The following is a 26,575-nucleotide window of genomic DNA, read 5'->3' on the forward strand; positions in this document are numbered from 1 at the left end:
TTGTTGTTACCTCGATACGAGCGACTCATTAGCGATTCAAACGCTTGTTGCGGACACAAACATTGAGTTGTGTAGGGCTCATATAAGGATTTAATTTGGGTGCGATCTATGAAGGTTGTACGCAATCTAACCGACATTATTAATCTATTCTGAGTAAGGTTTCAACAAAAGAAGTGACCTAAACAGGATTGTTATTGGGTGCAAGAAGGCATTTTGCTTTTCAAAACCCGTTTTGAGCGGGCTGATTTCAGTTTTTGAACTGCAGAGGGTTTGGGTATACTAGGCCAATTGTTTGCAATCAGCGGTGCCAAATGGGTTCACGTACAATCAACAAAGCTTTCGCCTCCGATGGCGCGCTTGGCTCGGTTATTCCGGGTTTTCAGCCTCGTCAACCTCAGCTCGATATGGCGAACGCCGTCGAACAGGCGATTGAACATCAAACCCAGTTGGTGGTTGAAGCAGGAACGGGGACGGGGAAGACATTTGCCTATCTGGTTCCGGCGCTGCTCAGTGGCAAGAAAACCATCATTAGTACTGGCTCGAAGAACCTTCAAGAGCAGTTGTTTCACCGTGATTTACCCTTGATGGTTGAAGCGCTGGGTTTTCATGGACAAGTATCACTGCTGAAAGGTCGCTCTAACTATTTGTGCCTTGATAGACTGAGCCGCCAAATGGTGGAGAGTCATACCACTGAAACTCAGACCGATTTGCTATCACAACTGGTGAAAGTGCGTTCGTGGTCATCGGAAACCAAGTCTGGAGACCTGGGCGAGTGCGACGCCATTGCTGAAGACAGCCCGATTATTCCAACGATCACATCAACCAATGACAATTGCCTAGGTAAAGAGTGTCCAAGCTATGAAGATTGCTTTGTGCTCAAAGCAAGGCGGCGCGCGCTTGATTCTGATGTTGTGGTGGTGAACCACCATCTTTTTATGGCAGATTTAGCCATCAAAGAGACCGGATTTGGCGAGCTTATCCCTGAAGCCGACGTATTTATCTTTGACGAAGCACATCAGATCCCAGACATCGCCAGCCAATATTTCGGTCAGTCCATATCGAGTCGCCAAATTCAGGATTTGTGCAAAGACATCGAGATAGGTTATCGCACCGAAGCGCGTGACATGCGTCAGCTACAAAAAGCGGGAGAACGCTTATCGCAAGCGGCGATGGAGATGCGAATCATCCTAGGTGACACTGGATTTCGAGGCAACTGGCGTGACGCCATTGCATCGCCGAACATCAAGCGAGAAATGGAACGCTTGATGGACGCACTGGAATTTGTCATTGAGGTGCTAAAGCTGGCCTTAGGCCGCAGTCAGCTCCTGGATACCGCGTTCGAACGTGCCAACTTAATCAAAGGGCGCTTAGAGCGTGTTTGTGATGTGACGATTACCGGTTATTCCTATTGGTATGACACCTCTCCGCGACATTTCAGCCTACATATCACGCCGCTGACCGTCGCGGATAAGTTCCATGAGCAGGTTGAAATGAAAGGTGGCGCGTGGATATTCACCTCGGCAACCCTCGCAGTTTCTGATGATTTTGGGCATTTCACGTCGCGTCTCGGCTTAGTACCTAAGCAGCAGTTTTCTCTGCCGAGTCCGTTTGATTATCCAGAGCAAGCAAGGCTTTGTGTGCCGCGTTATTTACCGGAGCCAAACAGTCCGGGACTCGCTAATAAGTTGGTGAGTATGTTGGCGCCCGTGATTGAGCAAAACCAAGGACGATGCTTCTTTTTGTGTACCTCACACAGCATGATGCGTGAGCTGGGGGAGAAGTTTCGTGAAACCTTGTCACTGCCTGTCTTGCTTCAGGGTGAAACCAGCAAGCAAAAAACGCTGGCAGAGTTTATGGAGCTTGGTAACGCACTGCTGGTAGCGACAGGGGCTTTTTGGGAAGGAATAGATGTTAGAGGTGACACCTTGAGCTGTGTTATCATCGACAAATTACCGTTTACCGCACCCGATGATCCCTTGCTTAAAGCTCGGATCGAAGATTGTAAACTGCAAGGTGGCGACCCGTTCCAGCAGGTACAAATACCCGATGCGGTGATTACCCTGAAACAGGGCGTGGGGCGCTTGATTCGCGACCAGAAAGACCGAGGGGCACTCATTATCTGCGATAACCGATTGGTGACGCGCGAGTATGGTGCGACCTTTTTATCCAGTTTGCCGCCGATCCCACGCACTCGTGATCTTGGTGTAATAAAACAGTTTTTAGCTCAGGATATGGCGCCTGAAGCGACAGAAGAACAAATTGAGAAATAAATGACTTACAAAATACTCGCGATCGATACCGCAACCGAAAATTGCTCAGTGGCTTTACTTGTGGGTGACACCACTTACGCACGCAGTGAACTTGCTCCACGTGACCACACTAAAAAAGTACTGCCAATGGTGGATGAGCTGTTGAAAGAAGCCGGTCTGACACTGGCTGAACTGGATGCGTTGGCCTTTGCTCGCGGCCCAGGTAGTTTCACTGGTGTGCGTATCTGTATTGGCATCGCGCAAGGTTTAGGCTTTGGTGCTGATTTGCCAATGATTGGCATTTCGACGCTAAAAGCGATGGCGCAAGGCGCTTATCGTGTTGGCGGCGCAACAACAGTCGCAAGTGCGATTGATGCTCGCATGAACGAGGTGTATTGGGGACGCTTTGAGCGTCTTGAGTCTGGTGATTGGCAGGATGTGGATCAAGAGCAAGTCGTTCCGCCGAGCGTGCTAGCTGAGAACCTAGAGAAAGATGAGCACACGTGGCTAACTGCAGGCACGGGTTGGGAAGCATACGCAGAAACGCTATCAACCTTAGCTATCGACACTCAAGCATCACAGGTTCAGTTCCCAGAAGCGCAAGATATTGCTTATCTTGCTCAGTTTGAACTGGCAAAGGGCAATACTGTTCCAGCAGAAGAAGCCAGCCCAGTGTATCTGCGCGATACCGTAGCTTGGAAAAAGCTGCCGGGCAGAGAGTAATCAAGGAGAGGGCTAGCTAGTAGATCGCTAGCCCGACTAGACTATGGTTTCGATAAACGGCTTACCTTCCATACCCAACTCGCGTAAGACACAAAAAGCCAATGCAAAAAAGGCAGTGTCGAAAGCCTCCACGTCTCAATCTTCGCAATCAACAAACCAATCTACCCAGGTCACCAAAGTCGCTCAAGCGGTGGCGCACTCGGTCAAACACTTATCCGACGCTGACATGGACAAGGCTCAGGTTCAGTATGATCTTCCGGAAGGCCGATCGAAGAAGGCACTGGAAGAGTATATGAATGTCATGAATCGAGCCAAGCGCGAGGAACTCCAACAGTTGCTTGGTGTCGATATCTATATATGATAATAAGAGTTATTTGCTTTAAGGCGAAATTGCTTTAAGACGAAATTGCTTTAAGACGAAATTGCTTTAGAGCCAACTTGCTTCAATTAGGGTACACCCAGTTATGAAAACACTTCTGAAACTCAGCAGTATTATGGCACTAAGTGCCGTTTTGAGTGCGTGTGGCAGTCTTCCTGACACGTTAGCGACCAACAATGAGAGCGTCGTCGCGACTTATCAAGGTGTCATGGATACCAAAGACAACACCGAAGTCCGCTTAGGCGGTGTTATTGATACGGTAAAAAACCTCGCTGATAGAACGCGCATCGAGGTGGTCAACCTTCCAATCGATAAGTACGGAAAACCTGACATCAGTGAAGAGCCTAATGGCCGCTTTATTGCCTATGTCGACGGCTTCGTCGATCCGATTACTTATGCTCAAGGACGTCTAATCACAGTCGGTGGTCATAAAGAGGGGCTTGAGCGCGGTAAAATTGGCGAGTACGAAGGTGATTTCCCTGTTATCAAAGCGTATGGTAATTACTTGTGGCGTGTTGAAGAGCGCCTAATCATCAACCGAGATTTTGGCGGCTATAACTCTTGTTGGGGCTACTATTGTGACGGCTTCTATTATCATGGCGGACCAAGTACCGGCAGAGTCATCAAAGAGGTGAAGTAGGATTGGACTCTAGTTTCAAAGAACAGTCGCTCAAGATAGATGACAGAACGGTTGCCTACCTTGAACGCCCAACAATAAAAACGGCCGCCAAGACGGTCGTTTTTATTCATGGTTGGATGGATAATGCCGCTAGTTTTCACGCACTCTTTCCGCTTATTGAGCAGTATGCCCCTGATTGGCGAGTCATCGCGATTGATTTACCCGGTCATGGCCACTCGAGCCATAAAAGCGCGCATCACTTTTACAACTTTCACGATTATATTGACGATCTTCACCGCATTTTGGTTAAACTTCACGCGGTTGATGTCTGCCTAGTTGGTCATTCACTTGGTGCATTGATTGCGAGTTGCTATAGTGCAGCCTTTCCAGAAAAAGTGTCCTGTTTAGTTCAAATCGAAGCGCATATCCCACTTTCGGAATCGCCGCAGCTGAGTCCTGAGCGTTTGAGAAAAGGCATAGAAAGCCGAGAGCGCTGGCGAAATAAAACAGCCAAATCCATCCCTTCAAAACAAGATGCGATTGCGATGCGTAAACGCGCGACCAAACTCCCAACCGAAGCGGTACTGCCGATTGTCGAACGAGATCTTCGTCAGTCGGGAGATAAGTGGGTCTGGCGACATGACAGTAAGCTCAAATGCGAGTCGGTCTATCGGATGAGCGAGCCGCAAGCCTTGGCGATTATGGAAGCAGTCACCGTGCCGCACCTGATAATACTTGGCCAGCGAGGTTACGCTTATTTGCAGCGCCCTGAGTGTTTGCAGCCGCTTAGTAACGCGCAGATTGAGATGGTAGAGGGTGATCACCATTGCCATTTGGAATCACCTGAGCAGGTATTTGAACTAATACTTGGACGAGTTAACAAAAATTAAACAAGTGTTTGAGTCTTTCGTGCGCTAACTGGTCTGCTGTGTTGTAATAGCAGGAATAATAAAACATTCATAGTCCCATAAAGTGTTAACAATATTTTAAAATAACACTAAGATCTGCCTATGAAACGAAAGAGTGACCTTACACGCAAGGAGTAGAATTGTGGATAAACCTTGGCTTTCTCGATACCCAAGCGATGTGCCTGAGCAAATCAATCCTGATCAGTACCCCTCTCTAGTCGAAATGTTCGAACAATCGATTCACAAATATGCAGACCAACCTGCGTTCGTGAATATGGGTTCGGTAATGACATTCCGCAAACTGGAAGAGCGTAGCCGAGCGTTTGCAGCGTATCTGCAAAATGAGCTAAAACTGCAAAAAGGCGATCGCGTTGCGATCATGATGCCAAACCTGCTGCAATACCCAATCGCGCTATTTGGTGTGTTACGTGCCGGCCTTATCGCCGTGAATGTGAACCCTCTTTACACGCCGCGAGAGCTTGAGCACCAATTGAATGATGCCGATGCGAAAGCCATCGTTATTGTTTCAAACTTTGCCAATACGCTTGAGCAAGTCGTTGATAAAACGCCGATCAAGCACGTAGTACTGACAAGCCTTGGTCAGATGCTGCCGACCGCGAAGGGTACGATTGTTGACTTCGTGGTTAAGTACGTAAAAGGCATGGTGCCTAAGTATGATTTGCCAGGAGCGATTTCATTTAAGAAAGCGCTTAGTAAAGGTCGTCGTTTGCAATACGTGAAGCCGTTTATGACGGGTGACGATATTGCCTTCTTGCAATACACAGGTGGTACCACAGGTGTTGCAAAAGGGGCGATTCTGACACACCGTAACATGATTGCTAACGTGATGCAGGCGAAAGGCATGTACGCGCCAGTGTTGAATGAGGGACGTGAGCTAGTAGTCACAGCACTGCCGCTATACCACGTGTTCGCACTGACGGTGAACTGCTTGCTGTTTGTCGAGATGGGTGGACAAAACCTGCTTATCACCAACCCGCGTGATATTCCAGGCTTCATCAAGGAGCTGCAAAAATACCCATTTACTGCGATTACGGGTGTAAACACCCTGTTTAATGCGTTGATTAATAATGAAGATTTCCATGAGCTGGATTTCCGTGGTCTTCGTTTATCAGTGGGTGGTGGTATGGCAGTCCAGCGAGCGGTTGCAGAGCAGTGGAAAAAGACCACAGGCTGCTTCCTACTGGAAGGTTATGGTCTCACCGAGTGTTCACCACTGGTTGCAGCATACCCGCACGATTTAACGGAATACAATGGCTCTATTGGCCTACCGGTACCATCAACAGAAGTGCGCATTGTCGATGAAGACGGCAACCCAGTGGAGGGTGACGGTAAAGGTGAGCTGCAAGTTCGTGGCCCGCAAGTCATGCAAGGCTACTGGCAGCGTGCTGAAGCGACGAAAGAAGTGATCAATCAAGAAGGTTGGTTGTCGACAGGCGATATCGTTGAGTTTGATAACGATGGCTTCTTGCACATTGTTGACCGTAAGAAAGACATGATTTTGGTTTCAGGCTTTAACGTCTATCCAAATGAAATCGAAGATGTCGTGGCGCTTAACGACAAGGTACTTGAAGTGGCGGCTATCGGTGAAGCTAACGAGGCCTCTGGTGAGCTCGTTAAGATCTTCGTGGTTAAGAAGGATAACTCGTTAACCAAAGAAGAGATCATTGAGCACTGTCGTCAGCATCTAACGGGTTATAAGATCCCGAAACGTGTTGAATTTAGAGAGGATCTACCGAAGACTAACGTCGGTAAGATTCTACGCCGCGTATTACGCGAAGAAAACGACGCAAAACTGCTCAAGACCTCAGAGAAGACAGTTTAAGTTAACGTTTGATTACAATCAGTGTTAAAATGCCAGCCCGCAAAGCTGGCATTTTTTATGAAGAGAGATTGAGTGGAATACCAAATAGTAACAGAGTTTGCCGAGCTAGAGTCGGTATGCAGCAAGGCTCGTGAATCCGATGTCGTGATGTTGGACACCGAGTTCGTGCGCATTCGTACTTATTACCCAAAGCTGGGTTTGATTCAGCTTTATGATGGTGACCAGCTGTCTCTTATCGACCCACTCACAATCAGTGACTTCACTCCGTTCATTGAGCTTCTTAAAGACACTTCAGTATTGAAGGTGCTGCACGCGTGTGGTGAAGACCTTGAAGTGTTTGCTAACAGTTTCAACTGCATGCCTTACCCTATGGTGGATACGCAGATCATGGCCGCATTCTTGGGGTATGGTCTGTCGACAGGCTTCGCTGCCTTAGTACAAGAGTACCTTGATGTAGAGCTTGATAAGAGTGAGTCTCGTGCTGACTGGGTTGCGCGTCCACTCACCGATAAGCAGCTCGACTATGCGGCGGCCGATGTTTACTATCTATGGCCACTCTACTTTAAGTTGTTTGCAAAAGTGGAAGCTAAGCAATGGTGGGAAGCGGCGCAGCAAGAATCTGATCTGTTGATGCAAAAGCGCGGCAGAACGCCTAACCCTGAGAATGCCTACCTAGATATTAAAGGGGCATGGCAGCTTAAGCGTAAGCAGCTTGCTGTACTAAAGCCGCTGGCGACTTGGCGCTTGAATGAAGCGATAAAGCGTGACTTGGCCTTGAACTTTATCATCAAAGAGCAAGAGCTGTGGACGGTTGCCCGTCATGGCTTAAAAAAGCCAAAGCAGATGGAACAAGAGGGTATCGACCCAAGAGCGATCCGCCGTCACGGTGAGCGTATCGCAGCCATCGTTAGACATGCACAGCAAACACCTGAAGAAGATTTCCCAGAGAAAATCGAACGTCTCATGGACTTCCCTGGCTACAAACAAGTCTTTAAAACACTGAAAGATGAAGTGAAAAAGGCCGCCCAGCACAGCGGTTTAGCGACTGAGTTTTTAGCGTCTAAAAAGCAGCTAAATCAGTATTTATCTTGGGTGTGGAAGCATCAGCGTGATCCTGCCAAGCTGCCGGATGTGATGCAAGGTTGGCGATTGGAGTTGTTTGGTCGTCAGCTTGACCAGGTGATGGACGTTTAATCACCACGGACACAAGTTTAAAGCACTAGTGATAACAAAAAGGCTCGCAACTGCGAGCCTTTTTAATGTTTATTTTTCGTCTTCTGGAAGCTGCACGTTGAGCTCTAGAACCGAAATGTCATCGTCTTTGTGTTCGAACGACAGATCCACCATAGACGGATCAACGTCGACATACTTAGCGATCACTTTAAGGATGTCTTCCTTTAATTGCGGTAAATAAGACGGAGAAGGTGAGCCTTCACTGCGTCTTTCTGCAACGATGATTTGCAAACGTTCTTTCGCTAGGTTTGCTGAGGTCTTCTTCTGTGGGCGGAAAAACTCAAGTAAAGACATAGCTTACCCCCCGAATAGACGTTTGAAGATACCTTTCTTCTGCTCTGTTAAGAAGCGGAAGTCGACTTGCTCACCTAGTAGACGGTCAACGGTGTCTGAGTACGCCATACCGGCATCAGACTCATCATCAAATATGACTGGCACGCCTTTGTTTGAGGCATTCAGTACCGCTTGGCTTTCTGGAATCACGCCAAGCAGTGAAATATGAAGGATCTCTTCCACATCTTCAACCGACAGCATTTCGCCTTGTGTTACCCGAGCTGGGTTGTAGCGAGTCAGTAGCAGATGTTGCTTAACCGGCTCTTTGCCTTCTTCTGCGCGGCGCGACTTAGAATCAAGAATACCAAGAATGCGGTCTGAATCGCGAACCGAAGAGACTTCTGGGTTAGTTGTTACAATCGCTTCATCAGCGAAGTACAGCGCCATTAGAGCGCCTTGTTCAATACCTGCAGGTGAATCACAAATCACGAAGTCGAAACCCATTTCATCTAGGTCGTCTAGCACGCGGCGCACGCCTTCTTTGGTCAGAGCGTCTTTGTCACGAGTTTGTGAGGCAGGCAGAATGAAGAGGTTGTCAGTGCGCTTATCTTTAATCAGTGCTTGGTTTAGCGTTGCTTCGCCATTGATGACATTAACAAAGTCATACACCACACGACGCTCACAACCCATGATTAGGTCGAGGTTACGTAAGCCGATGTCGAAGTCGATCACAGCGGTTTTTTTACCTTTGAGCGCAAGACCCGATGCGATAGCCGCGCTCGAAGTTGTCTTACCTACGCCGCCTTTACCCGACGTTACCACAATAATGCGTGCCATTTATTGTTTTCCTTAAAATTCTAAATCGTTAGGATCTCGAAATCGAGTTGGTCGTCGGTCATACCGAACAGCACCTTTTTACCCCAATATTCACGTTCAATCTGATCGCTGAGCCAGTAGTTCCCTGCTATGGAGACGAGCTCAGCTTGTAGGTCGTTGCAGAGAATTTTTGCATCGCGTGAGCCACTCGCCCCAGCGATTGCTCTGCCTCTAAGTGTGCCATGGATGTGAATGGTGCCGTCAGCAATGACTTCGGCGCCCGCACTCACATGGCTTAATATGACAAGGTCACTGTTTTTGGCATAGATCTGTTGACCGGAGCGCACTGGGGTACGAACGATTTTGGTCGGTTCCATTTTAGCTGGCGCTTGAGAGGGCGCTTTACTTGCTGTCATCACCGCAAAGCCCGCCTGTGAAGCGAGGTTTTGAATGCGTTTGTCCTGACAGCCAGTGATGCCCACAGCAATCATACCTATCTCTTCGATGCCCAGTTTGAGGTCGACAAAATTAAGGTCAGCCTCGACTTTGCTCACATTGATCACTACAGGTGCTGAGGCGAAAAAAGAGGGGGCTTGAGAGACTTTTTGTTGTAAAAATTGAACTGCGTTGGAAACATCGTTGTCAGAAAGATGCAACACCGATAAGGTGAAACTACTGCCTTTCAGATCTGGGGATTGAGACATTGATGATCAAATCCTTGTGCCATTGACATTGCTTTTGATTAGGTTTGCCAATGTAACCGTATCTAGAGGTCACTTGGGAATATTCATGTTATATTTCAACACTAGATACAGCAAGCTATCTTGCTCCTAAATGGATAATTAACTCTCAATTTTCCATAAACTAACTCAATTATTTCTTCGACTTGAGAAGATAGGCAACCACAAGAGATACAACCATGCTTTGTTCAATCTATAAAAGCACTAAAAAAGACGGGGCATACCTGTACATTGCTAAGAAAGACGACTTTACTCCAGTACCAGATGCGCTCATGGAGATGTTTGGTCGACCACAGTTTGTGATGGTCGTGAACCTAGCGGGTCGCACGTTGGCCGTGGTGGACGTGGAGAAAGTGAAAGCCTCAATCAACGAGGAGGGCTTTTTCTTACAATTGCCACCACCGCCAGAAAACTTGCTAGATAAATATAAAGAGCAGAAAGCTCAGCAAAAATAATCCGAATGCTCAGGGGAGGGCACGGTGAAAACGATATTGTCAGTGATACTAGGAGCAAGCCTAGCCACAAGCGCAGCCGCGCAACAAAAGGAATCCTTCGAGGAGTATGTCGCAGGCCTCAAGCAAGAAGCACGTGCCAAAGGGATTTCCGAGCAAATTTTAACAGAAGCCTTTGCTGGGGTTGAATACAAACCCAGAGCGGTAAAAGCCGACCGCAACCAGCCCGAAAAAAAGCTCACCTTGGATGAATACATTCCAAGAGCGGTGCCAGACTGGAAAGTCAAACAAGCGAAAGAGCTGCATGATAAGCACTACGCTGAGCTAAAACGTATTGGCGATGAGTATGGTGTCCAGCCGCGCTTTATTGTGGCGCTTTGGGGTGTGGAAAGTAACTTTGGCCGCTTCACGGGGAATTACCGTGTCATCGATGCACTGTCTACCATGGCTTACGAGGGACGGCGCGAAGCGTTCTTTCGCAGTGAAGCTCTTGCCGCTCTGACTATTCTAGAGCAAGGCCATATTGCACCAGCGGACATGAAAGGGTCTTGGGCTGGGGCGATGGGTCAAAGTCAGTTTATGCCAAGTTCTTTCTTAAACTTTGCTGCCGATGGCAACGGCGATGGTAAGAAGGACATTTGGGACTCGGAAGCAGACGTATTTGCTTCGACTGCGAACTATCTTGCGCAATCTGGCTGGGATGATAAATACACTTGGGGTCGTCAAGTCAAAGTGCCAAAAGGTTTTTCTCCAGAGCTGCAAGGTCGTGAGTCTGAAAAAGGCAAGCTATTGCAAGAGTGGAGCAAGTTAGGTGTTACCAAATACGATGGTCGTCCGTTGCCACAATTGGATGAAGACATCAAAGCGTGGCTCATTATGCCCGATGATGAAAATGGTCGTGTTTACTTGGTATACAACAACTACAACGTACTCATGAAGTGGAATCGTTCGTATTATTTTGCTTTAGCGGTGAGTCACTTGGCTGATCGTATTGCGATGAAGTAGTTGTGGTTGAAGGCGTTCTTTAAGTGTTAGCGCCGACACAATAATCAACAGAAAAGGGCTCAACGTACTCAGGCCGCGTACGTTGAGCCCTTTAATTATCTTAGCCAGTCACTTTTTCCAAGAAACTCGCCAACTCATCCACTGCCTGCTTATTGGCAGATTGAACCGTGACTTCAGTGCCTTTAACTAACTGCAGTGTTTGCAGTTTAAATAAGTTTTTGGCAGTGGCGGTTTTCCCTTTTGATACTATTTCGACATCTTCAGCGTACTGCTTCGCTTGTTTAACAAACTGTGCTGCAGGTCTGGTGTGTAGGCCACTTTCCGCTGTAATTACGGCATTTTTCTTATACATAGCGTTGTCCCCTCGTTAGTCGACGAATATCTCTGACTCTGTTTGTACCTAACGTGAGGTACGAATACTGTGACAAAGAGGCAAACTTGCTAATACAAGAGCAAAGTGTAGGGAAAAATGAGAGGGAGTTAACGTTATATGATTGATTTTTAGAGGTAAATATCGTGCAACAAGCTGGGGGCAATAGTAAGGGAGCAAGCTCCCTTACTTGATGGATTACTTTTTAGCCGTGTGGAACTGCTCACAGGCAATCATGGTGTTCTCAATCAGGCTTGCTACTGTCATAGGGCCAACACCACCAGGAACCGGAGTGATGAAACTGGCGTTGTCTTTAGCTACGTCGTATTCGACATCACCAACCAAGGTGCCATTTTCTAGACGGTTGATACCCACATCGACCACCACAGCGCCTTTTTTGATCCAGTGGCCAGGAACAAAATTTGGTTTACCAACCGCGACTACCACTACGTCCGCTTGACGCACATGACTCTCTAAGTCTTTAGTGAATCGGTGACAGGTTGTTGTTGTACAACCAGCTAGCAGCAGTTCTAGCGTCATTGGGCGACCAACAATATTAGATGCACCCACAATCACCGCGTGCTTACCACGAAGTTGAATGTTGTATCGGTCAAGGAGAGTGATAATGCCTTTTGGCGTGCACGAGCGTAGCTTAGGAATGCGCTGTGCTAGACGGCCTACGTTGTACGGGTGGAAGCCATCGACATCTTTTTCTGGGATGATGCGCTCAAGAACGTGAGTCGTATCGATACCCGCAGGAAGCGGCAGTTGTACCAAGATACCATCAACTTCTGGGTCATTGTTTAGCTCGTCAACTAGGCTCAATAGCTCTTCTTCGGTTGCGCTAGCTGGTAAGTCGTAAGACTTAGAAACAAAGCCTACTTCTTCACACGCGCGGCGTTTGCTACCCACATAAACCTGCGAGGCTGGGTCTTCACCCACTAAAACAACTGCTAACCCCGGCGCTCGAAGTCCTGCGTCCGTTCTCGCTTTAACACGAGCGGCCACTTCTGAGCGTACAGTTTGAGAAATGAGTTTCCCATCAATGTTTTGAGCAGACATAATTTTCCTTGAGAAAGTTAATTGACTGTTATTTTTGTGTGCATTGTCCCAGAAAACTATTTCAAAAGCTACAGCGCAAACGTTTGCATCGGTGTGTTTTTCGTCTTTTGCTGATATGTTGACTTTTTTTTGGGCGTTTAAACCGTTCAAAGTAATAAAGCCATTGATTTACCTCTCCTAACTCGTATAATCCTTTCCCTATAGCGCGCCCTTAGCTCAGCTGGATAGAGCACGTCCCTTCTAAGGATGTGGTCGTAGGTTCGAATCCTACAGGGCGTGCCATTCTTTCCCTCGACACAGTCCTAGATTCAAATCTAGCGAGGACTGTGCCATGAAAAATGTGAATTTCTTCACGAACAATCCCAGTAGACATTCCATTACGAGCGATAGTGCTTGCCCCTTTCGATTATCAAAATAGCTGTTATTCGCTGGCAATTAAGGCTTTCTTACAGTGTTTTAATGATTGAGAGACTTCGACTAAGGCACGTGAATTTGTTTTCAACGCGCCAAAAAAAGATCCCCTTTTTCAAGGGGATGTCGTAGCGACTCTGAATGCTATGCAACTAAGATAGCGGCAAAGATGAGTGTGTTTAATGGCGTAGTGACAAGGTTATTGCTTCACCGCGGTTGACCACATCACTCCTGTGTCATTGAAGATGATGCCACTAAGGTATACGTTGCTTTGATAGCTGACGGTCGCCATCATTCCTTCGTAAGACCCATTAAAGTTATCATCCGCACAGTTGGATGCTTCTGCTTGTAAAACGTCAAAGTAATAGCGATTGTACTTAAGCGTACCATTAACAATACAGGTACCATTAATCTCAAAACTGCCGTCAATAGCAATTCGCCAGGTGGTTCCATCGGTTGGATTAGTATGTGTTCCAACTAGGCTAGCTAGATTCATCGAGTTCGATGTTTTCGTAAATGAATAGGCAATCATCTGGTCGTATACATCGCCGTAGATGTACATGCCGTTGTCGGATACTTCGCCAGTAAACTCGATAGTGTTATCGACTAAGTAGTCTCCGGCGCCGCTCGCCAGCGTGATACCTTTGGTCTTTGTTATTTTGTTGTCAAATTCGCCAGTGTGGGTGAGCAAGACACCATTTGAAGCAAAGTCGCCAACCACTATTGGATGAGCGTCTCGCTCAGAGTCAACAACCATAACCACAAAGTCTTGTTCATTGAGGTAGACGCCGTTCCCAACGAATAGCTCGGGATCTGGCGCGTCAGGTGGAAAATAATCTTCGACCTCGCTGCTTTCATGCCCACAGCCTAGTAAGAGGCTTGTACAAAATGTCGAAACAATAAGCTCTTTCTTCATCGTACTCTTCGTCCTTAATTACCAATGGGAGAATTAGAAGTTGTAACGAGCACCGCCATAAATACCGCTCACACCAAACTCTATTCCTTCAATGTCAGAGGCTTCGGTAAATCGATAGCCAATCACCAAGTCGATTCCAGAGTCAAAGGCATAACCGCCCTCAACACCGAGTTGGTAGGCCATTCCTGAGTTTGTTTCACTGGTGGAATTATTCGAGAGCTTCATTTCCATTTGCCCGATACCTATAACGGCAGCAGCAAAAGCACCTGTGTTTAATGTGTATTTAGGGCGAAGGTTAACGCCATAGAACGAGCCGCTTGATTGGAACTTATTGTTAATATCAACATTAAAATCAGCTTCACCGATGGTACGATATTCGGCCTCCACACCTAGGTCGAACATGGGGGTGATAGTGAAGTTGTAACCAGCGAGCGCACCTAAGCCCACTTCGTTTGTTTCATCTAAGGAGTCTCCCTGGGTCTCAAGGGCGGTCTTGTTTCCAAGTGCAATATCAGCACCAATGTATACGCCACTGGCTGACGCAAAACCACATACTCCAAGTAATATTGGAGCAACCACTGCATGTATTTTTTTCATTTTTATTCCTTATAAACAACAAGTAATCAGCATGCTATACAATGGGGTTAATAACATCAAATGGCATACGTGTATTCATGTGCCTGATGAGATCTCGATCAACATGGGTGAGACGTAAGACTATGAATTTATAAACTTTATTGTTGCCTTTAAACGTAGCACTCCATGTTCTTGTGGGCTTGGTACACCCGTTTGCACTTAGATAGCCATCAAATGATTTAGTAGAGTGCTCAAACAAAAAAAGAGCGGCAAGCTGTAAGCTCACCACTCTTATTCAATACCGTTTAAGTCTAAAAGTCTGGCTCTTGTGAGTAGAAGACTAATGAACTAAGTGAGCCCACGTCTGCTGCAAAGCCTTGGTTGATGTAGGCGTCTGATTGTGAAAAGACCTTAACCATTGTTGTAAAGCCATCGGTTGCTGTGATGTGGAGTTGGTGGATGTATTCAGTCCCTTCTTCCTCAAGAGCAAGCAATAACACACCTTCATCATCGACCATCCACTCACCAGCAATATCTACAACGTCGTCTTTATCGCGAATTTCAAAATCGAACCAACCCAGTCTGCTGGCGCTATCCGTGTCTGTGAATACAAAGCGCTCGTAGTCGCCATCGCCGTCACCGCTATATACATCATTTGCTTTGATGAGACGAGCTTCATCGAATTTCGCGTATCGTCCGCCTAGCGTCACACGGCACTCAGTGTCTAACAGCGTTTCTAGTTCCGTTTTGGTGACGGCATACTCTTGCGTTAGATTAGTTTCAAACTCAGGGTTATCTCGTTGTGTACATTGCGTAGGTGTAAAGTCCTTGCCAAACAAAGAGCTGTAATACTCGGTTTCGTATTGTCCAGTATCGTCGTTGTAGTAGTAATCGTAAATGAGCGCTGATACGGTTTTTGCATCTTCTTCGAGTACTGTAATTAGGAAGTAATCATCACTATCACCCCAGTCAAAACGCGTTGCTCCGTCGACAGTAGTGGTCGTGCCTGAGTCACCACCCGCGCCAATATAATGGTACACAAATGTCCCATCACTTTGAGCTTCAAAAGAGCGAACTTGCGATTTGCTATTAACTCGGAAGTAGGTGCTGTCGTCGCTAAATGTGCTTTGGGTTGCACTCGGTGAACATGCAGCGACGGCTGCTCTGTAGTCGGCCTCAGTTGGAGCGACTGCTTCATCCACTGAGCATCTGGTGAGTGTGGTGAGTTCGAGTTGTACGCTATTACCAGAGCTAAGTGGGTCGCCACCTGACGTGTCGTCAGAGCTAGAGTTACAGCCAACTAGAAATAAAGTCATTAACGACGAAGCCAAAAGGCTTTTTTTCGAACGAATAGACATGACAAATCCCTTTGTAAATGTTGTTAGTGTGATATTTATTTGTAACCAAAAGGTTGTCGGTTAAGTTATAGAACTCTCGATTAAATACCTATCCCCTACACGGGGGGGTAGACGGGACTGGTCAAGAGTGTTGCTATTAAGTCTGATTGGGTATGGCTGCCCGTTTTGACAAATATCGATTTAATGTGGTCTTTAATTGTGTGTGCAGATCGCTCCAAGATGGTGGCAATTTCGTTTCTGTTGTAGCCCTTGGCGATAAGCTCGCACACGGCAGTTTCGGTCTCGGTCAGGCCGAATATTGCTTGTAGAAAGTTGGAGTTTACGTGTATAGGGTGTTGTCGGTCGTACAAATACACCATAGCGCCGACCTCAAACTCATTGAATAACGGCTGCTCTTGGTAGGGATTAGTGTGCTCTATACCAAATGGCACCAGCAAAATGGTGATGGGTGACTGTTTGTTGGTGAAGTGAGTCACGCGGCATGCTTGTTTTGAGTCATCGCCGCGCTTTAACACGTGAAACAGGTTGGCGATATAGTCTTGTTTTACTGAGATGTCTTTAATGGAAAAGCGAATATCTGATACGTCTAAATCGCTGTGTAGCTCACCAAGCTCAATGGCTTTTTGGTTGACACAGATAAGCTCGCCTTTACTGTCATAAAGCAGTGCACCATGGGGAAGGTGCGCGATGAGTTGCTGCAAATTTGCTGAATCTTTTCGAATGCCGGCAAACTGTTGATAGAGGACGAACGCTCTTTGAATGTGTGGAATTAACTCATTGAGAATTAACACGTCATCTTGTGAAAAGGCTGCTGCTTGTAGATCTCTATGAATGCTGATCATCGCAATTTGGTTTTGGATGCGGCCAATGACAGCCGACGATACGTCCAGTAGTTGATTACCATCAAACCATTGCTCCACCAGTTTTTGGCTGGGCGTCAGATTTTCTGTTGCTGGGCGGCCAATATCACCAAGTAAAGTATAAAAACGACTAGGAGGCGCAGCATCAATATAGTCGTGAATATAGTTGCCTTGCCCCAAGTTCTTCTCTATGTACTCAATGATGACATCGGTTTTTGGTCCAGCAATCCAGGCACTTTCCACTGCTAGGTTATTGGTATTCTGGATGTGCAGTACGGCATCGGCTAGGTTGAATTCTGTCACTAACAATTCTAAAAAAGGCTGGAATCCTTGCTGGTGGGTAGGGGCTTGATAGAGTAGGTCAATTAAATCACTAAAACGAAATAGTGATTTCTTTTCAATGGTTTCTGTCATCGCTATTGGTCTTTTTACTAGGGTTCACCCGAAAAAATAGGCGTCTATTTCAACGTCCCAACCACGAATCTTGCAGGTAACCATCTCAATTAATGGGGTGTTTACGTTCTACTATATTAAGTATGAAATTCGGTATCGTGCTAGTTTACTGACTGGTTTCACAGTTATAGTTGTGATGATGGTTTCATAATTGGAAAAAATGTGATCTTGCGCACTCTCGCTTTGGATTAGCGATTCGCATTTTTTGACAAAATCTCTGTTTTTGCGTTGGTGACAAGATGTTATAAAGTAACACTTGGTTCCCTCTAGTGACTTGCCCAAAGTTGATGTTGTAAGTTATATCGATAGAGAAATTTGTATGCCTCACCGTCTCTTGTTGTTTCTTATCGTGGTTGTCTATCCCGTGCATTCTTATGCCCATCCTCATTCATGGATAGGTAACGAATTGAAAGTGAATGGGGAGGGGAGTCAGGTAGACAGCATTACCATGACTTGGACGTTCGATCCATTTTCAAGTGCCTACGCCTTAGATGGCGATTTTTCGGTGTTTGACAATCAGAAAAGCGCGCAACAGGAAGCGCTAAGGCTGATGAGAAATCTATTGAATACCCATTACTTTACGTATTTGTATGCAGGTGGGACACCGCTCAAATTTCGCCTACCTGAAGTCTATTCGCTCAGCCGAAAAGGAAGACGAATGGTGCTCAACTTTACTTTGCCTCTATCACGGCTTGTGGATCTGAATAAAGAAGGCTTGGATATCCAAGTTTTTGATAATACTTACTATATTGACATTTCCTGGAAAAATCACTCAACCATTACTCTAGACGCGGCGTTGAGTTCGGAATGTCGCTTTGACCTAATAACCCCAACACCGTCACAAGATATTGTGGATTATGCGATGTCATTGGGTGTGGACGATGTCGGTGATGATGATCTCGGTAGTCACTTTAGCCAAAAAGTGAGTCTCTCCTGTGGCAGCTAGTAAAGCGTTTCGCTGGGTAACTATGCGTTGGGTAACTATGCAGGGGGCAATTAAACGTTGGGCAGTTCTAGCGTTGTTTGCTCTGACGGCATTAGCAATAATCAGCGTTATCAAAGATATCAATGTCATCCGTCATTATTTCGTGACAGTACAAAGAAGCTTGCTTGCCGGTTTATCTGACTATTTTGATCTTATTGATACCGGTGATAAACAGGCTGTAGCACTCACTTGCTTGTTTACTCTAGTTTATGGGTTTGTGCATTCTTTAGGGCCAGGACATGGCAAAAGTGCCGTGGTTTTTCTGGTATCGGCAAAGTCATATAGCAAAGCAAAAATTGTCGCTAATTGCTTGCTGCTAAATGTGATGCAAGGCGCGATGACCGTTGGTGTAGTGATGGTGGCAAATCATATTTTTTCTCTGGGCTATCGCCAGTCGCTAGGCTACGTGTCGTCAATTAATCAGTGGGTCGGTTTGTTGATGATACTGTTTGGTAGTTACGTACTATTGCTGCTATTGATGACTTTAATGAAGCACCAGTTCACGACCAGCAAAGGTGACGGGGCTCCAGAAAGTGAGTCGTCTCCATCACGAATAGGGCTATTTATGTATGGCCTTAGGCCTTGTACTAGCACGTCACTTATCGCTCTGTTTACTCTGTTGTGGTTTGATTGGCGCTTAGCTGCTGCCTTGGTTGTATGCAGTTTTATTGGCAGCTTCTTGGCACTGACAGGGGTTGTGTTTGTCAGTCGCCGAGTGCTGGATTACTCCTATCAGCACATGAAGGTAGGGGAGTCAATGACGACAAGAAGCCGTCTAGGGCTACGAGTGGGTAAGCAAACGGTCTTGGCAGCATTTTATCTATTGGTGGGTTGGCTACTTTGGTCAACTGGACACATTCAAGTATCTCCGATTCTTTAATTAAGCTGGGAAAGCGTCTTTAGGCTTCCTCTATTGGCACACTTAATCAATGGCTTTTGTTCTATTTATCTTGTTTAGGTTTGTAACAACTCAAAGGTGTTTGTTACATAAAAGTCGGGTGCGCTGGGTCACGGAAACGGCCATCCGCAAATGATAAAACGAGATGCCGAGCACAAAATTACCGAGCTTAATATCATTAGTGATCTATCTCTCAGAATTCCCATTAGGTTACCCGTAACATTCTCAATGTTCCCGGTAACATGAAACGCCGAATAAACTCCAATAGAGAGATAGTACCTATGAAAAAAACACTTCTTACCGCTGCAATCGCAACACTCGTATCGACATCTGCATTGGCCGCGGACTTCACGTTTAAGTTTCAATCTTCTGACCCATCGGGCGATCTGAACTACAAGATCCAAGAGCAGTGGGCTGAGCGTGTTGAGCAAATGACAGATGGCCGCGTAGAAATCCACCTGCTACCAAATGGCTCTGTGGTTAAGCACACCGAAACGCTAGATGCGATGCGTATGGGTGTGTTGGATGGCCATGTAACGGCAACAGGCTTTTTCTCTGGTAAAGATCCAGCGTTTGGTCTGATTGGTAACACCGTTGGCGCATGGTCGAGCACAGACCAACTATTGACGTACATGAACTACGGTGGTGGTAACGAACTGATGGAAGCGCTGTACGCCCCTTATAACGTCCAGTTTATCGGTGCTTCATCGACAGGTGTTGAGTCATTTGTATCTAAGGTGCCAGTAAACGGCGTCGATGACCTAAAAGGTCTTAAGCTTCGAGCTCCAGAAGGTCTAGTGCAGCAAGTATTTGCAGCAGCTGGCGCGTCTCCAGTTAACCTACCAGGCTCTGAAGTCTTTACCGGTTTGAGTAAAGGCGTTATCGATGCTGCAGACTACACCGTGTTCTCAACCAACCAGCAAGCGGGCATGAACGATATCGCGCCTCACCCAGTTCAACCAGGTTTCCACTCATTACCGCTGATTGATATCTCAATGAGCAAGAAAAAGTGGGACAAGCTGCCAGCGGATATTCAAAAAATCATCAAGGTTTCGGTACGTGATTTCGCGCAAGACATCACGACTCAGCTTGCTATCGCTGACCAAAAAGCGGTGAAAGCAGCGCACGATAATCCAGATATTACGATTCACAACTGGTCTCAAGAAGAGCGTAAGAAATTCCGTGAGATTGCTCGTGGTCAATGGAAGATCTTTGCTGAGCGTTCACCAACTGCCAAGAAAGTGTATGACTCAATTACTAATCACTTAGAAGAGTCGGGGCTACTTTAAGCCAAACCTATAAGGGAGGCATTGCCTCCCTTGTCTCGTATTTCCTTGGAATGTCGTTATGAGTAATACTAATTCTCCCGCTCCGCAGGCCGCTGAAGATCAACCGAAAAATATTTTTGATAAAGGGTTGTATGTTACCGGTAATGCACTGAGCCTACTTTTCATTTTTACAGTCGCAATTTCCTTTTATGAAGTCCTAATGCGTTACGTGTTTAACGCTCCAACGGTATGGGTTCATGAAACAGCTTCGTTCCTCGGTGGGTCTTTGTTTGTGATTGGTGGCGCCTATGCGCTGGCTATTGATAAGCATGTACGAGTCGTAATTCTTTATGACATGGTTTCTCAGCGAACTCGTCACTACCTCAATGTTTTCCATCACTTATGTGGTTTGCTTTTTAGTGGGCTACTTATCTATGCCGGTTACTCCATGGTCATGAACTCTTGGTTTAACCCTTGGGGCGAACTGCAGCTAGAAACGTCGGGTACCGCATGGAACCCTGCTTATCCAGCACTGCTAAAAGGCATTATTTTTGTCACGGTCATCGTGATGTTCATCCAGTTTGTGTTGCACCTAGCTCAAGAACTAAAAGCAATTAAGGAGCTGAAGGATGTTTGATTTATCCGCCATTGGCATCGGTTGGGGCAGCTTGTTGATGCTGCTGATGATGATTGGTCTTCTTGTAACAGGCATGCAGCTAGCGTTTGTGACGGGTTTGGTTGCGCTGTTATTTACCCTTGGCTGGTTCGGTGTTGATGCCTTGCCGCTTGTGACAAGTCGTATCTTTAGTTTCGTTAATGGTTACGTGTTCTTAGCCGTGCCTATGTTTGTGTTAATGGCCGCGCTTTTAGATCGCTCTGGTATTGCTCGCGATTTATTTGATGCGATGAAGGCATTTGCAAAGCGCCTACGTGGCGGTGTTGCGGTGCAAACCTTGGTTGTAGCCGTCATCCTTGCTTCTATGTCAGGCGTTATTGGTGGCGAAACGGTTCTGCTTGGTATTTTGGCACTGCCTCAAATGTTGCGCTTGGGCTATGACCGTAAGCTAGCTATTGGTACCACGTGTGCCGGCGGCGCGCTAGGTACCATGCTTCCACCTAGTATTGTTTTGATCATCTATGGTCTTACGGCTTCAGTGTCGGTTGGCGATTTGTTTAAAGCGGCTTTCCTTCCTGCATTTATTCTTGCGGCATGTTATGTCACATACGTATTGATTCGCTGCTATTTAAATCCTTCGCTGGCGCCATTGCCGTCTGAAGAGGAGCTTAAAGCAGACAGTGAGAACAACCCAAGTTACTTCAAGGCGCTGTTCTTCCCATTGTTATCTGTTGCTGTCGTGCTTGGCAGTATTTACACCGGTGTGGCATCGGTAACTGAAGCATCAGCGCTGGGCGTTGTCGGTATCATTATAAGTACTGCGATTCGTGGCGAACTCAACTTTGCCATGCTCAAAGACTCGGCGAAAGCGACTATGCGCACCTGCGGCATGATCATGTGGATCGGTATCGGTGCGTCAGCATTGGTCGGCGTATACAACCTTATGGGTGGTATCGACTTTGTTGAAGACATGATTCTGTCTCTAAGTGGTGGTCGCCCAATGATTACGCTACTCATCATGATGGTGATTTTGCTGGTTCTCGGTATGTTCTTGGATTGGACCGGTGTTGCACTGCTAACAATGCCAATCTTCGTACCGATTATCACTGGCCTTGGTATGGATCCCGTCTGGTTTGGTGTGGTGTTCTGTCTAAACATGCAGGTGTCATTCTTGTCACCACCATTTGGTCCTGCGGCTTTCTATCTTAAATCCGTAGCACCAAAAGATATCAGCCTTGGCGAAATCTTCACATCGTTGCTGCCGTTCATCGGTTTGCAAATTATCGTACTTGCTCTTGTTATTGTGTTCCCAGAGCTTGCTCTGTGGTGGAAATAAGTCGTTGGGAGTGATTGATATGCATAAGAAAATAATCGTAATGGGTGTCTCTGGTTGTGGTAAGTCCACAATCGGAGAGCTACTGGCTCAAAGTTTAGATATTGAGTTTTTCGATGGTGATGATTTTCACCCTAAGGCGAACGTCGATAAGATGGCTCAAGGTATACCTTTAACCGACGATGATCGTCAGTCTTGGTTGCTAACTTTAAATGAGCTTATCCAGCAGAAAGATAGCTTGGTCATCGCTTGCTCGGCGTTAAAGCCAGCATACCGAGAGATGCTCAGGCACAATGCTGCTGACTTAAAGTTTGTCTATCTGCATGCTGACTTTAAGACCATTTGGGATCGAATGTCCAGGCGAGAAGGGCACTACTTCAAAGGGCCAGAAATGTTGCAAAGTCAATTTGATGCTCTTGTCGAACCTTCTCGCAACGAAGCCATCTACATGGACATAGCTAACTCACCAACACAAATCGTGCGAGATGTCTGCACTCAACTTGGCGCGTAATGCGCCAAGTGACCCTAGATTGACCAATCACATTCACTTAAGTCACTTCATCTAAGTAAGGATACGGAACATGAAAGATGCGATCTTAAATGTTACCGATAACATTAAAAAGCGAAGCGTGAAAACGCGCCGCGAATATCTAGCAACTATCCAGGCGCAAGCAGACAGAGGTACGGTTCGCGCCTCTCTGTCGTGTGGTAATTTGGCGCATACTGTAGCCGCCTGCCCGAGCAGTCAAAAATCGACCATTTTGGATTTCACTAAAGCCAACATAGGGATTGTGACGGCGTACAACGATATGTTGAGTGCCCATCAACCATACCGAAATTATCCTGAGATAATTCAAAAGGCCGCCAGCGATTTAGGGCACAGTGCGCAGGTGGCAGGTGGTGTTCCTGCGATGTGTGATGGTGTGACTCAAGGTCAAGATGGGATGGACTTATCGCTGTTTTCTCGTGACCTTATCGCGCAAGCGACCGCCATGTCTCTAAGTCACAATACCTTCGATGCCACGCTTCTGCTCGGTGTGTGTGACAAAATTGCACCAGGGCAGCTAATGGGCGCTTTAGCCTTTGGGCATCTGCCTACTGCTTTTGTGCCATCAGGGCCAATGGGCACTGGTATCAGCAATAAGAAGAAAGTAGAAGTCAGACAGAAATACGCAGCCGGTGAAGCAGGGGATAAAGAACTGCTTGATGTTGAGTGTCGCTCATATCATTCTCCGGGCACCTGCACCTTCTATGGTACGGCGAACACCAATCAATTGGTGTTTGAAGCTATGGGACTGATGTTGCCGGGCTGTTCTTTTGTGGCGCCTAACTCTGCGCTTCGTGAGGCGTTAACACAGCAAATCACCCGTGAAATTAGCGCGCAGACTGCGAGCTCTAAACGCTATCGCCCGCTTGCCGAAATCGTCGATGAGAAGTCAGTGGTGAATGGGCTAGTCGCTTTACTTGCTTCTGGTGGCAGCACCAATCACACGATTCATCTGGTTGCTATCGCGAGAGCTGCGGGCTGGGTAATTACTTGGGATGACATTGATGCACTGTCTAGCGTTGTTCCTTTGCTGGCACAGATGTATCCAAATGGACCAGCAGACATTAACGATTTTCAAAACGCAGGTGGCGTGCCGACGCTGATAAAAACGCTTGCCGAAAGAGGGCTGTTTTATCTCGATGCGACACCCGTATTTGGCACTATGAATGACTATATGTGCTATCCAACGCTAGAGAGCGGAGGGGCATTGGTCTACAAAGCTGCTCCAGATAGTTTGGATGCTGAAGTCATTGCTCGTCCAGGAAAGGTATTCAACCCTCATGGGGGTATTAAGTTACTCGATGGCAATTTGGGTCGCGGCGTCATGAAGGTCAGTGCCGTTGCGCCGAATGACCAGACCATCACTGCTCCTGCCAGAGTATTCGATTCTCAACACGATGTAGAAAGTGCTTATCTCAATGGGGAGTTTACCCATGATGTGATTGTGGTGCTAAGGCATAACGGCCCAGCGTCAAACGGTATGCCTGAGCTGCACAAGCTAATGCCAATTTTGGGCAATGTGATGAAAGCTGGTCATAAAGTCGCCTTGGTCACGGATGGAAGGTTGTCGGGTGCTTCCGGCAAAGTACCAGCGGTTATTCATGTTACTCCAGAAGCGACGCGAGGCGGCCCATTGGCGCAAATTGAAGACGGTGATGTCATTGAGGTAAACGCACAAGCGGGATTGCTTAACTGCCAACAATCGTTTGAGCATCGTGAGGCGACGCTTAGCAGTACAAACCATGCCCAATTAGGCAGTGGGCGTGAGCTGTTTCATTTGTTTAGACAACATGTCTCGAGCGCCGAACAAGGTGCGTCAATTCTGTATTTGTAATGAAAAAAACGCAATGAAAACAACGTAATGAAAGGACAGCCAATGAATACTTGGACTATTTCTGCAAGCGACGTGTTTAGTCGCTCTCCTATCGTGCCAGTGATGGTCATCAAGCGCCTAGAAGATGCGGTTCCTTTAGCAAGGGCGCTGAAAGCAGGAGGCATTGATGTGTTTGAAATCACCCTGCGAACCGAATGTGCGCTTGATGCAATTAAAGCGATCAGTGAAGCAATGCCTGACTCTTTGGTTGGAGCGGGAACGGTCATCAATGCTCAGCAATACGATGCAGCCGTGGCCTCAGGCGCCAAGTTTGTGATTTCACCGGGAGCAACACCTTCTTTATTGAAACATGCTGCAAAAGGCAGCGCTCCTCTGATTCCTGGTGCAATCACACCGTCAGAAGTGATGCAAGCACTTGAGCTAGGGTACGACCATCTTAAGTTTTTCCCAGCAGAAGCTAGTGGTGGTGCCGCTGTGTTGAAATCCATTGCTGCTCCTTTACCTCAAGTTAAGTTCTGTCCAACAGGTGGCGTGAGCTTATCTAACTTAAAGCAGTATCAAGAGGTTTCTTGCGTCGCGACAGTAGGAGGTACCTGGATGATTCCTGAGGCCGCAATTGCCGCTGGAGACTGGAGCACAATTACAGACCTAACCCGAGCTGCGGTAGCCGCGGCAACTCGTTAAGAGTGTGATCAGTAGAACATTATTATCACATTGATGATTAAACATTCATCTAGAAAAAGGGTTGCGATTGCGACCCTTTGTTGATTTGGTAAACTTGGTTAATTAGCCGAGGTAGACATGTCCAACACAAAAAAACGCCCTACACTTCAAGATATTGCCGATCAGGTCGGTGTGACTAAAATGACGGTTAGCCGTTACTTGCGAGATTCTAAACAGGTTTCCCAAGAGATAGGAAAGAAGATAGCCATTGCAGTGGATGAGCTGGGCTATGTTCAAAACCGTGCGCCCGATTTACTGTCTCGTGCCAAAAGTCGAGCTATTGGTATTTTGGTGCCATCTCTGACGAACCAAGTATTTGATGAGATGATCCGCGGAATTGAGAGTGTGACTGAGCCTCGAGGCTATCAGTCGATGTTGGCTCACTACGGCTATAGTCCTGAGCAAGAGCAAGCGCGTATAGAAACCTTGTTATCTTACAATGTGGACGGGATTATTTTATCGGAAAGCTATCATACTGAACGAGCTAAAAAGATCCTGCTGGCAAACAACATTCCTACTATCGAAGTGATGGATTCTGTGACACCGCCTATTCACCAAGCGGTTGGGTTTGATAACCAGAAAGCCAGCCGAGTGATGACTGAGCGACTCATCTCTAATGGGCGTAAGAATATCGTTTATCTAGGCGCTGGTGGTGATACACGTACTCGTCTACGTATTGATGGCTATCGTCAAGCCGTTGAAAAAGCCGGTTTGCCATTTTTACCGGTGGCGGATGCGGTTAACTCTTCGTTTACTGGTGGTGCAGAGTTCTTGCATCGTGCGCTAGAGACGTATCCAAATATCGACGCGGTAATTTGTACCAATGACGACTTGGCAGTCGGAGCGATGTTTGAATGTCAGCGAATGGGTATTAAGGTACCCGAGCAGATTGCTGTCGCCGGCTTCCATGGGCTAAATGTCTCTCAAGCGGTATCGCCGCGTTTAGCCTCAGTGGTGACTCCTCGTGAAGAGATGGGACGAATCGCGGCGGCTGCGCTGTTAGATCGAATCGATAACCCTCAAGTGGAGTTCCAGAGAGTCATAGAATTAGACTTTGATATTGAAGCGGGTGAGAGCATTTAACCTTCAATAACATTGTGCATCAATCTTAAGCTCTATAGAATG

General features: G+C 46.8%; 27 protein-coding genes and 1 tRNA gene. 19 read left to right on the plus strand and 9 right to left on the minus strand.

The genetic code is table 11. The features are described from left to right. Positions 1–311 precede the first annotated feature (311 nt). From ACVA6Q_RS15840 to rnd, 7 genes are all read left to right on the plus strand, one after another. Positions 312–2,270: an ATP-dependent DNA helicase gene (locus tag ACVA6Q_RS15840; protein ID WP_353498040.1), complete on the plus strand. Its 1,959-nt coding sequence runs from the start codon at positions 312–314 to the stop codon at positions 2,268–2,270. Next, entirely contained in the window at positions 2,271–2,972 is a 702-nt protein-coding gene (tsaB, locus tag ACVA6Q_RS15845; RefSeq protein WP_446648144.1) for a tRNA (adenosine(37)-N6)-threonylcarbamoyltransferase complex dimerization subunit type 1 TsaB, read from the plus strand. Positions 2,973–3,015: 43 nt separating this feature from the next. Continuing rightward, positions 3,016–3,333 carry a chromosome partitioning protein ParA gene (locus ACVA6Q_RS15850; protein ID WP_353498042.1) on the plus strand — a complete coding sequence of 106 codons (318 nt, stop codon included), beginning with the start codon at positions 3,016–3,018 and terminating at the stop codon, positions 3,331–3,333. Between the two features lie 103 nt (positions 3,334–3,436). Next, the gene (locus tag ACVA6Q_RS15855; protein WP_418641686.1) at positions 3,437–3,991 is read left to right on the plus strand and encodes a Slp family lipoprotein; all 555 of its coding nucleotides are present in this window, start codon (positions 3,437–3,439) and stop codon (positions 3,989–3,991) included. Positions 3,992–3,993: 2 nt separating this feature from the next. Continuing rightward, positions 3,994–4,860, plus strand: a complete 867-nt coding sequence (locus tag ACVA6Q_RS15860) for an alpha/beta fold hydrolase (protein WP_446648145.1) — start codon at positions 3,994–3,996, stop codon at positions 4,858–4,860. Between the two features lie 160 nt (positions 4,861–5,020). Beyond that, entirely contained in the window at positions 5,021–6,721 is a 1,701-nt protein-coding gene (gene fadD / locus ACVA6Q_RS15865; protein WP_446648146.1) for a long-chain-fatty-acid--CoA ligase FadD, read from the plus strand. 72 nt (positions 6,722–6,793) lie between these two features. Further along, entirely contained in the window at positions 6,794–7,915 is a 1,122-nt protein-coding gene (gene rnd, locus ACVA6Q_RS15870; protein WP_446648147.1) for a ribonuclease D, read from the plus strand. 69 nt (positions 7,916–7,984) lie between these two features. Here rnd and minE read toward each other — a convergent pair whose 3' ends face one another. From minE to minC, 3 genes are read right to left on the minus strand one after another with little or no spacing between them, the layout of a single operon-like run. Beyond that, positions 7,985–8,248: a cell division topological specificity factor MinE gene (gene minE, locus ACVA6Q_RS15875; RefSeq protein WP_042476441.1), complete on the minus strand. Its 264-nt coding sequence runs from the start codon at positions 8,246–8,248 to the stop codon at positions 7,985–7,987. 3 nt (positions 8,249–8,251) lie between these two features. Continuing rightward, a complete protein-coding gene (gene minD, locus ACVA6Q_RS15880; protein ID WP_042500940.1) occupies positions 8,252–9,064 on the minus strand; it encodes a septum site-determining protein MinD in 813 nt (270 codons plus the stop codon). A gap of 20 nt (positions 9,065–9,084) precedes the next feature. Then, positions 9,085–9,747, minus strand: coding sequence for a septum site-determining protein MinC (gene minC / locus ACVA6Q_RS15885; RefSeq protein ID WP_446648148.1), 663 nt, complete (start codon positions 9,745–9,747; stop codon positions 9,085–9,087). A 215-nt stretch (positions 9,748–9,962) separates the two neighbouring features. On the opposite strand from minC, the gene ACVA6Q_RS15890 reads away from it, so the two are divergent. Both ACVA6Q_RS15890 and ACVA6Q_RS15895 read left to right on the plus strand, forming a co-directional pair. After that, entirely contained in the window at positions 9,963–10,238 is a 276-nt protein-coding gene (locus ACVA6Q_RS15890; RefSeq protein ID WP_353498049.1) for a YcgL domain-containing protein, read from the plus strand. Between the two features lie 24 nt (positions 10,239–10,262). Further along, positions 10,263–11,240, plus strand: a complete 978-nt coding sequence (locus ACVA6Q_RS15895) for a lytic murein transglycosylase (protein WP_446648149.1) — start codon at positions 10,263–10,265, stop codon at positions 11,238–11,240. Between the two features lie 100 nt (positions 11,241–11,340). On the opposite strand, the gene ACVA6Q_RS15900 is transcribed toward ACVA6Q_RS15895, so the two are convergent. Both ACVA6Q_RS15900 and folD read right to left on the minus strand, forming a co-directional pair. After that, positions 11,341–11,592 (minus strand): HPr family phosphocarrier protein, encoded by a 252-nt coding sequence (locus ACVA6Q_RS15900; protein WP_112461249.1) that lies wholly within the window; start codon positions 11,590–11,592, stop codon positions 11,341–11,343. Positions 11,593–11,808: 216 nt separating this feature from the next. Further along, positions 11,809–12,672 (minus strand): bifunctional methylenetetrahydrofolate dehydrogenase/methenyltetrahydrofolate cyclohydrolase FolD, encoded by an 864-nt coding sequence (gene folD / locus ACVA6Q_RS15905; RefSeq protein WP_042501001.1) that lies wholly within the window; start codon positions 12,670–12,672, stop codon positions 11,809–11,811. Between the two features lie 205 nt (positions 12,673–12,877). On the opposite strand from folD, the gene ACVA6Q_RS15910 reads away from it, so the two are divergent. Next, positions 12,878–12,954, plus strand: a tRNA-Arg gene (locus tag ACVA6Q_RS15910). A 328-nt stretch (positions 12,955–13,282) separates the two neighbouring features. Here ACVA6Q_RS15910 and ACVA6Q_RS15915 read toward each other — a convergent pair. From ACVA6Q_RS15915 to ACVA6Q_RS15930, 4 genes are all read right to left on the minus strand, one after another. After that, the gene (locus ACVA6Q_RS15915; protein WP_446648150.1) at positions 13,283–13,999 is read right to left on the minus strand and encodes a hypothetical protein; all 717 of its coding nucleotides are present in this window, start codon (positions 13,997–13,999) and stop codon (positions 13,283–13,285) included. A gap of 33 nt (positions 14,000–14,032) precedes the next feature. Further along, the gene (locus ACVA6Q_RS15920) at positions 14,033–14,596 is read right to left on the minus strand and encodes an outer membrane protein (RefSeq protein WP_446648151.1); all 564 of its coding nucleotides are present in this window, start codon (positions 14,594–14,596) and stop codon (positions 14,033–14,035) included. A gap of 290 nt (positions 14,597–14,886) precedes the next feature. Next, positions 14,887–15,933, minus strand: a complete 1,047-nt coding sequence (locus ACVA6Q_RS15925; protein ID WP_446648152.1) for a hypothetical protein — start codon at positions 15,931–15,933, stop codon at positions 14,887–14,889. Between the two features lie 95 nt (positions 15,934–16,028). Continuing rightward, on the minus strand, positions 16,029–17,207 hold the full coding sequence (locus tag ACVA6Q_RS15930; protein ID WP_446648153.1) for a helix-turn-helix transcriptional regulator: 1,179 nt from the start codon (positions 17,205–17,207) through the stop codon (positions 16,029–16,031). Between the two features lie 358 nt (positions 17,208–17,565). Here ACVA6Q_RS15930 and ACVA6Q_RS15935 point away from each other — a divergent pair, with 358 nt between their 5' ends. The 9 genes from ACVA6Q_RS15935 to ACVA6Q_RS15975 all read left to right on the plus strand — a co-directional run bounded on the left by ACVA6Q_RS15935 (position 17,566) and on the right by ACVA6Q_RS15975 (position 26,533). Then, positions 17,566–18,192 (plus strand): DUF1007 family protein, encoded by a 627-nt coding sequence (locus ACVA6Q_RS15935; protein ID WP_446648154.1) that lies wholly within the window; start codon positions 17,566–17,568, stop codon positions 18,190–18,192. Then, on the plus strand, positions 18,182–19,111 hold the full coding sequence (locus ACVA6Q_RS15940; protein ID WP_446648155.1) for a hypothetical protein: 930 nt from the start codon (positions 18,182–18,184) through the stop codon (positions 19,109–19,111). The genes ACVA6Q_RS15935 and ACVA6Q_RS15940 overlap by 11 nt, the downstream gene beginning before the upstream one ends. A gap of 299 nt (positions 19,112–19,410) precedes the next feature. Further along, complete coding sequence (gene dctP, locus ACVA6Q_RS15945; protein WP_446648156.1) at positions 19,411–20,418, plus strand: TRAP transporter substrate-binding protein DctP; 1,008 nt, start codon at positions 19,411–19,413, stop codon at positions 20,416–20,418. A 58-nt stretch (positions 20,419–20,476) separates the two neighbouring features. Then, the gene (locus tag ACVA6Q_RS15950) at positions 20,477–21,034 is read left to right on the plus strand and encodes a TRAP transporter small permease subunit (protein ID WP_112461259.1); all 558 of its coding nucleotides are present in this window, start codon (positions 20,477–20,479) and stop codon (positions 21,032–21,034) included. Continuing rightward, the gene (locus tag ACVA6Q_RS15955) at positions 21,027–22,349 is read left to right on the plus strand and encodes a TRAP transporter large permease (protein ID WP_446648157.1); all 1,323 of its coding nucleotides are present in this window, start codon (positions 21,027–21,029) and stop codon (positions 22,347–22,349) included. Before ACVA6Q_RS15950 ends, ACVA6Q_RS15955 begins: the two co-directional genes overlap by 8 nt. Positions 22,350–22,368: 19 nt before the next feature. After that, on the plus strand, positions 22,369–22,857 hold the full coding sequence (locus ACVA6Q_RS15960; RefSeq protein ID WP_446648158.1) for a gluconokinase: 489 nt from the start codon (positions 22,369–22,371) through the stop codon (positions 22,855–22,857). 70 nt (positions 22,858–22,927) lie between these two features. Next, positions 22,928–24,727: a phosphogluconate dehydratase gene (gene edd / locus ACVA6Q_RS15965; RefSeq protein ID WP_446648159.1), complete on the plus strand. Its 1,800-nt coding sequence runs from the start codon at positions 22,928–22,930 to the stop codon at positions 24,725–24,727. A 42-nt stretch (positions 24,728–24,769) separates the two neighbouring features. Then, positions 24,770–25,411: a bifunctional 4-hydroxy-2-oxoglutarate aldolase/2-dehydro-3-deoxy-phosphogluconate aldolase gene (locus ACVA6Q_RS15970; RefSeq protein WP_446648160.1), complete on the plus strand. Its 642-nt coding sequence runs from the start codon at positions 24,770–24,772 to the stop codon at positions 25,409–25,411. Between the two features lie 117 nt (positions 25,412–25,528). After that, entirely contained in the window at positions 25,529–26,533 is a 1,005-nt protein-coding gene (locus ACVA6Q_RS15975; protein WP_353498059.1) for a substrate-binding domain-containing protein, read from the plus strand. Positions 26,534–26,575 lie beyond the last annotated feature (42 nt).

The sequence above is a fragment of the Vibrio sp. DNB22_10_4 genome, assembly GCF_052879755.1.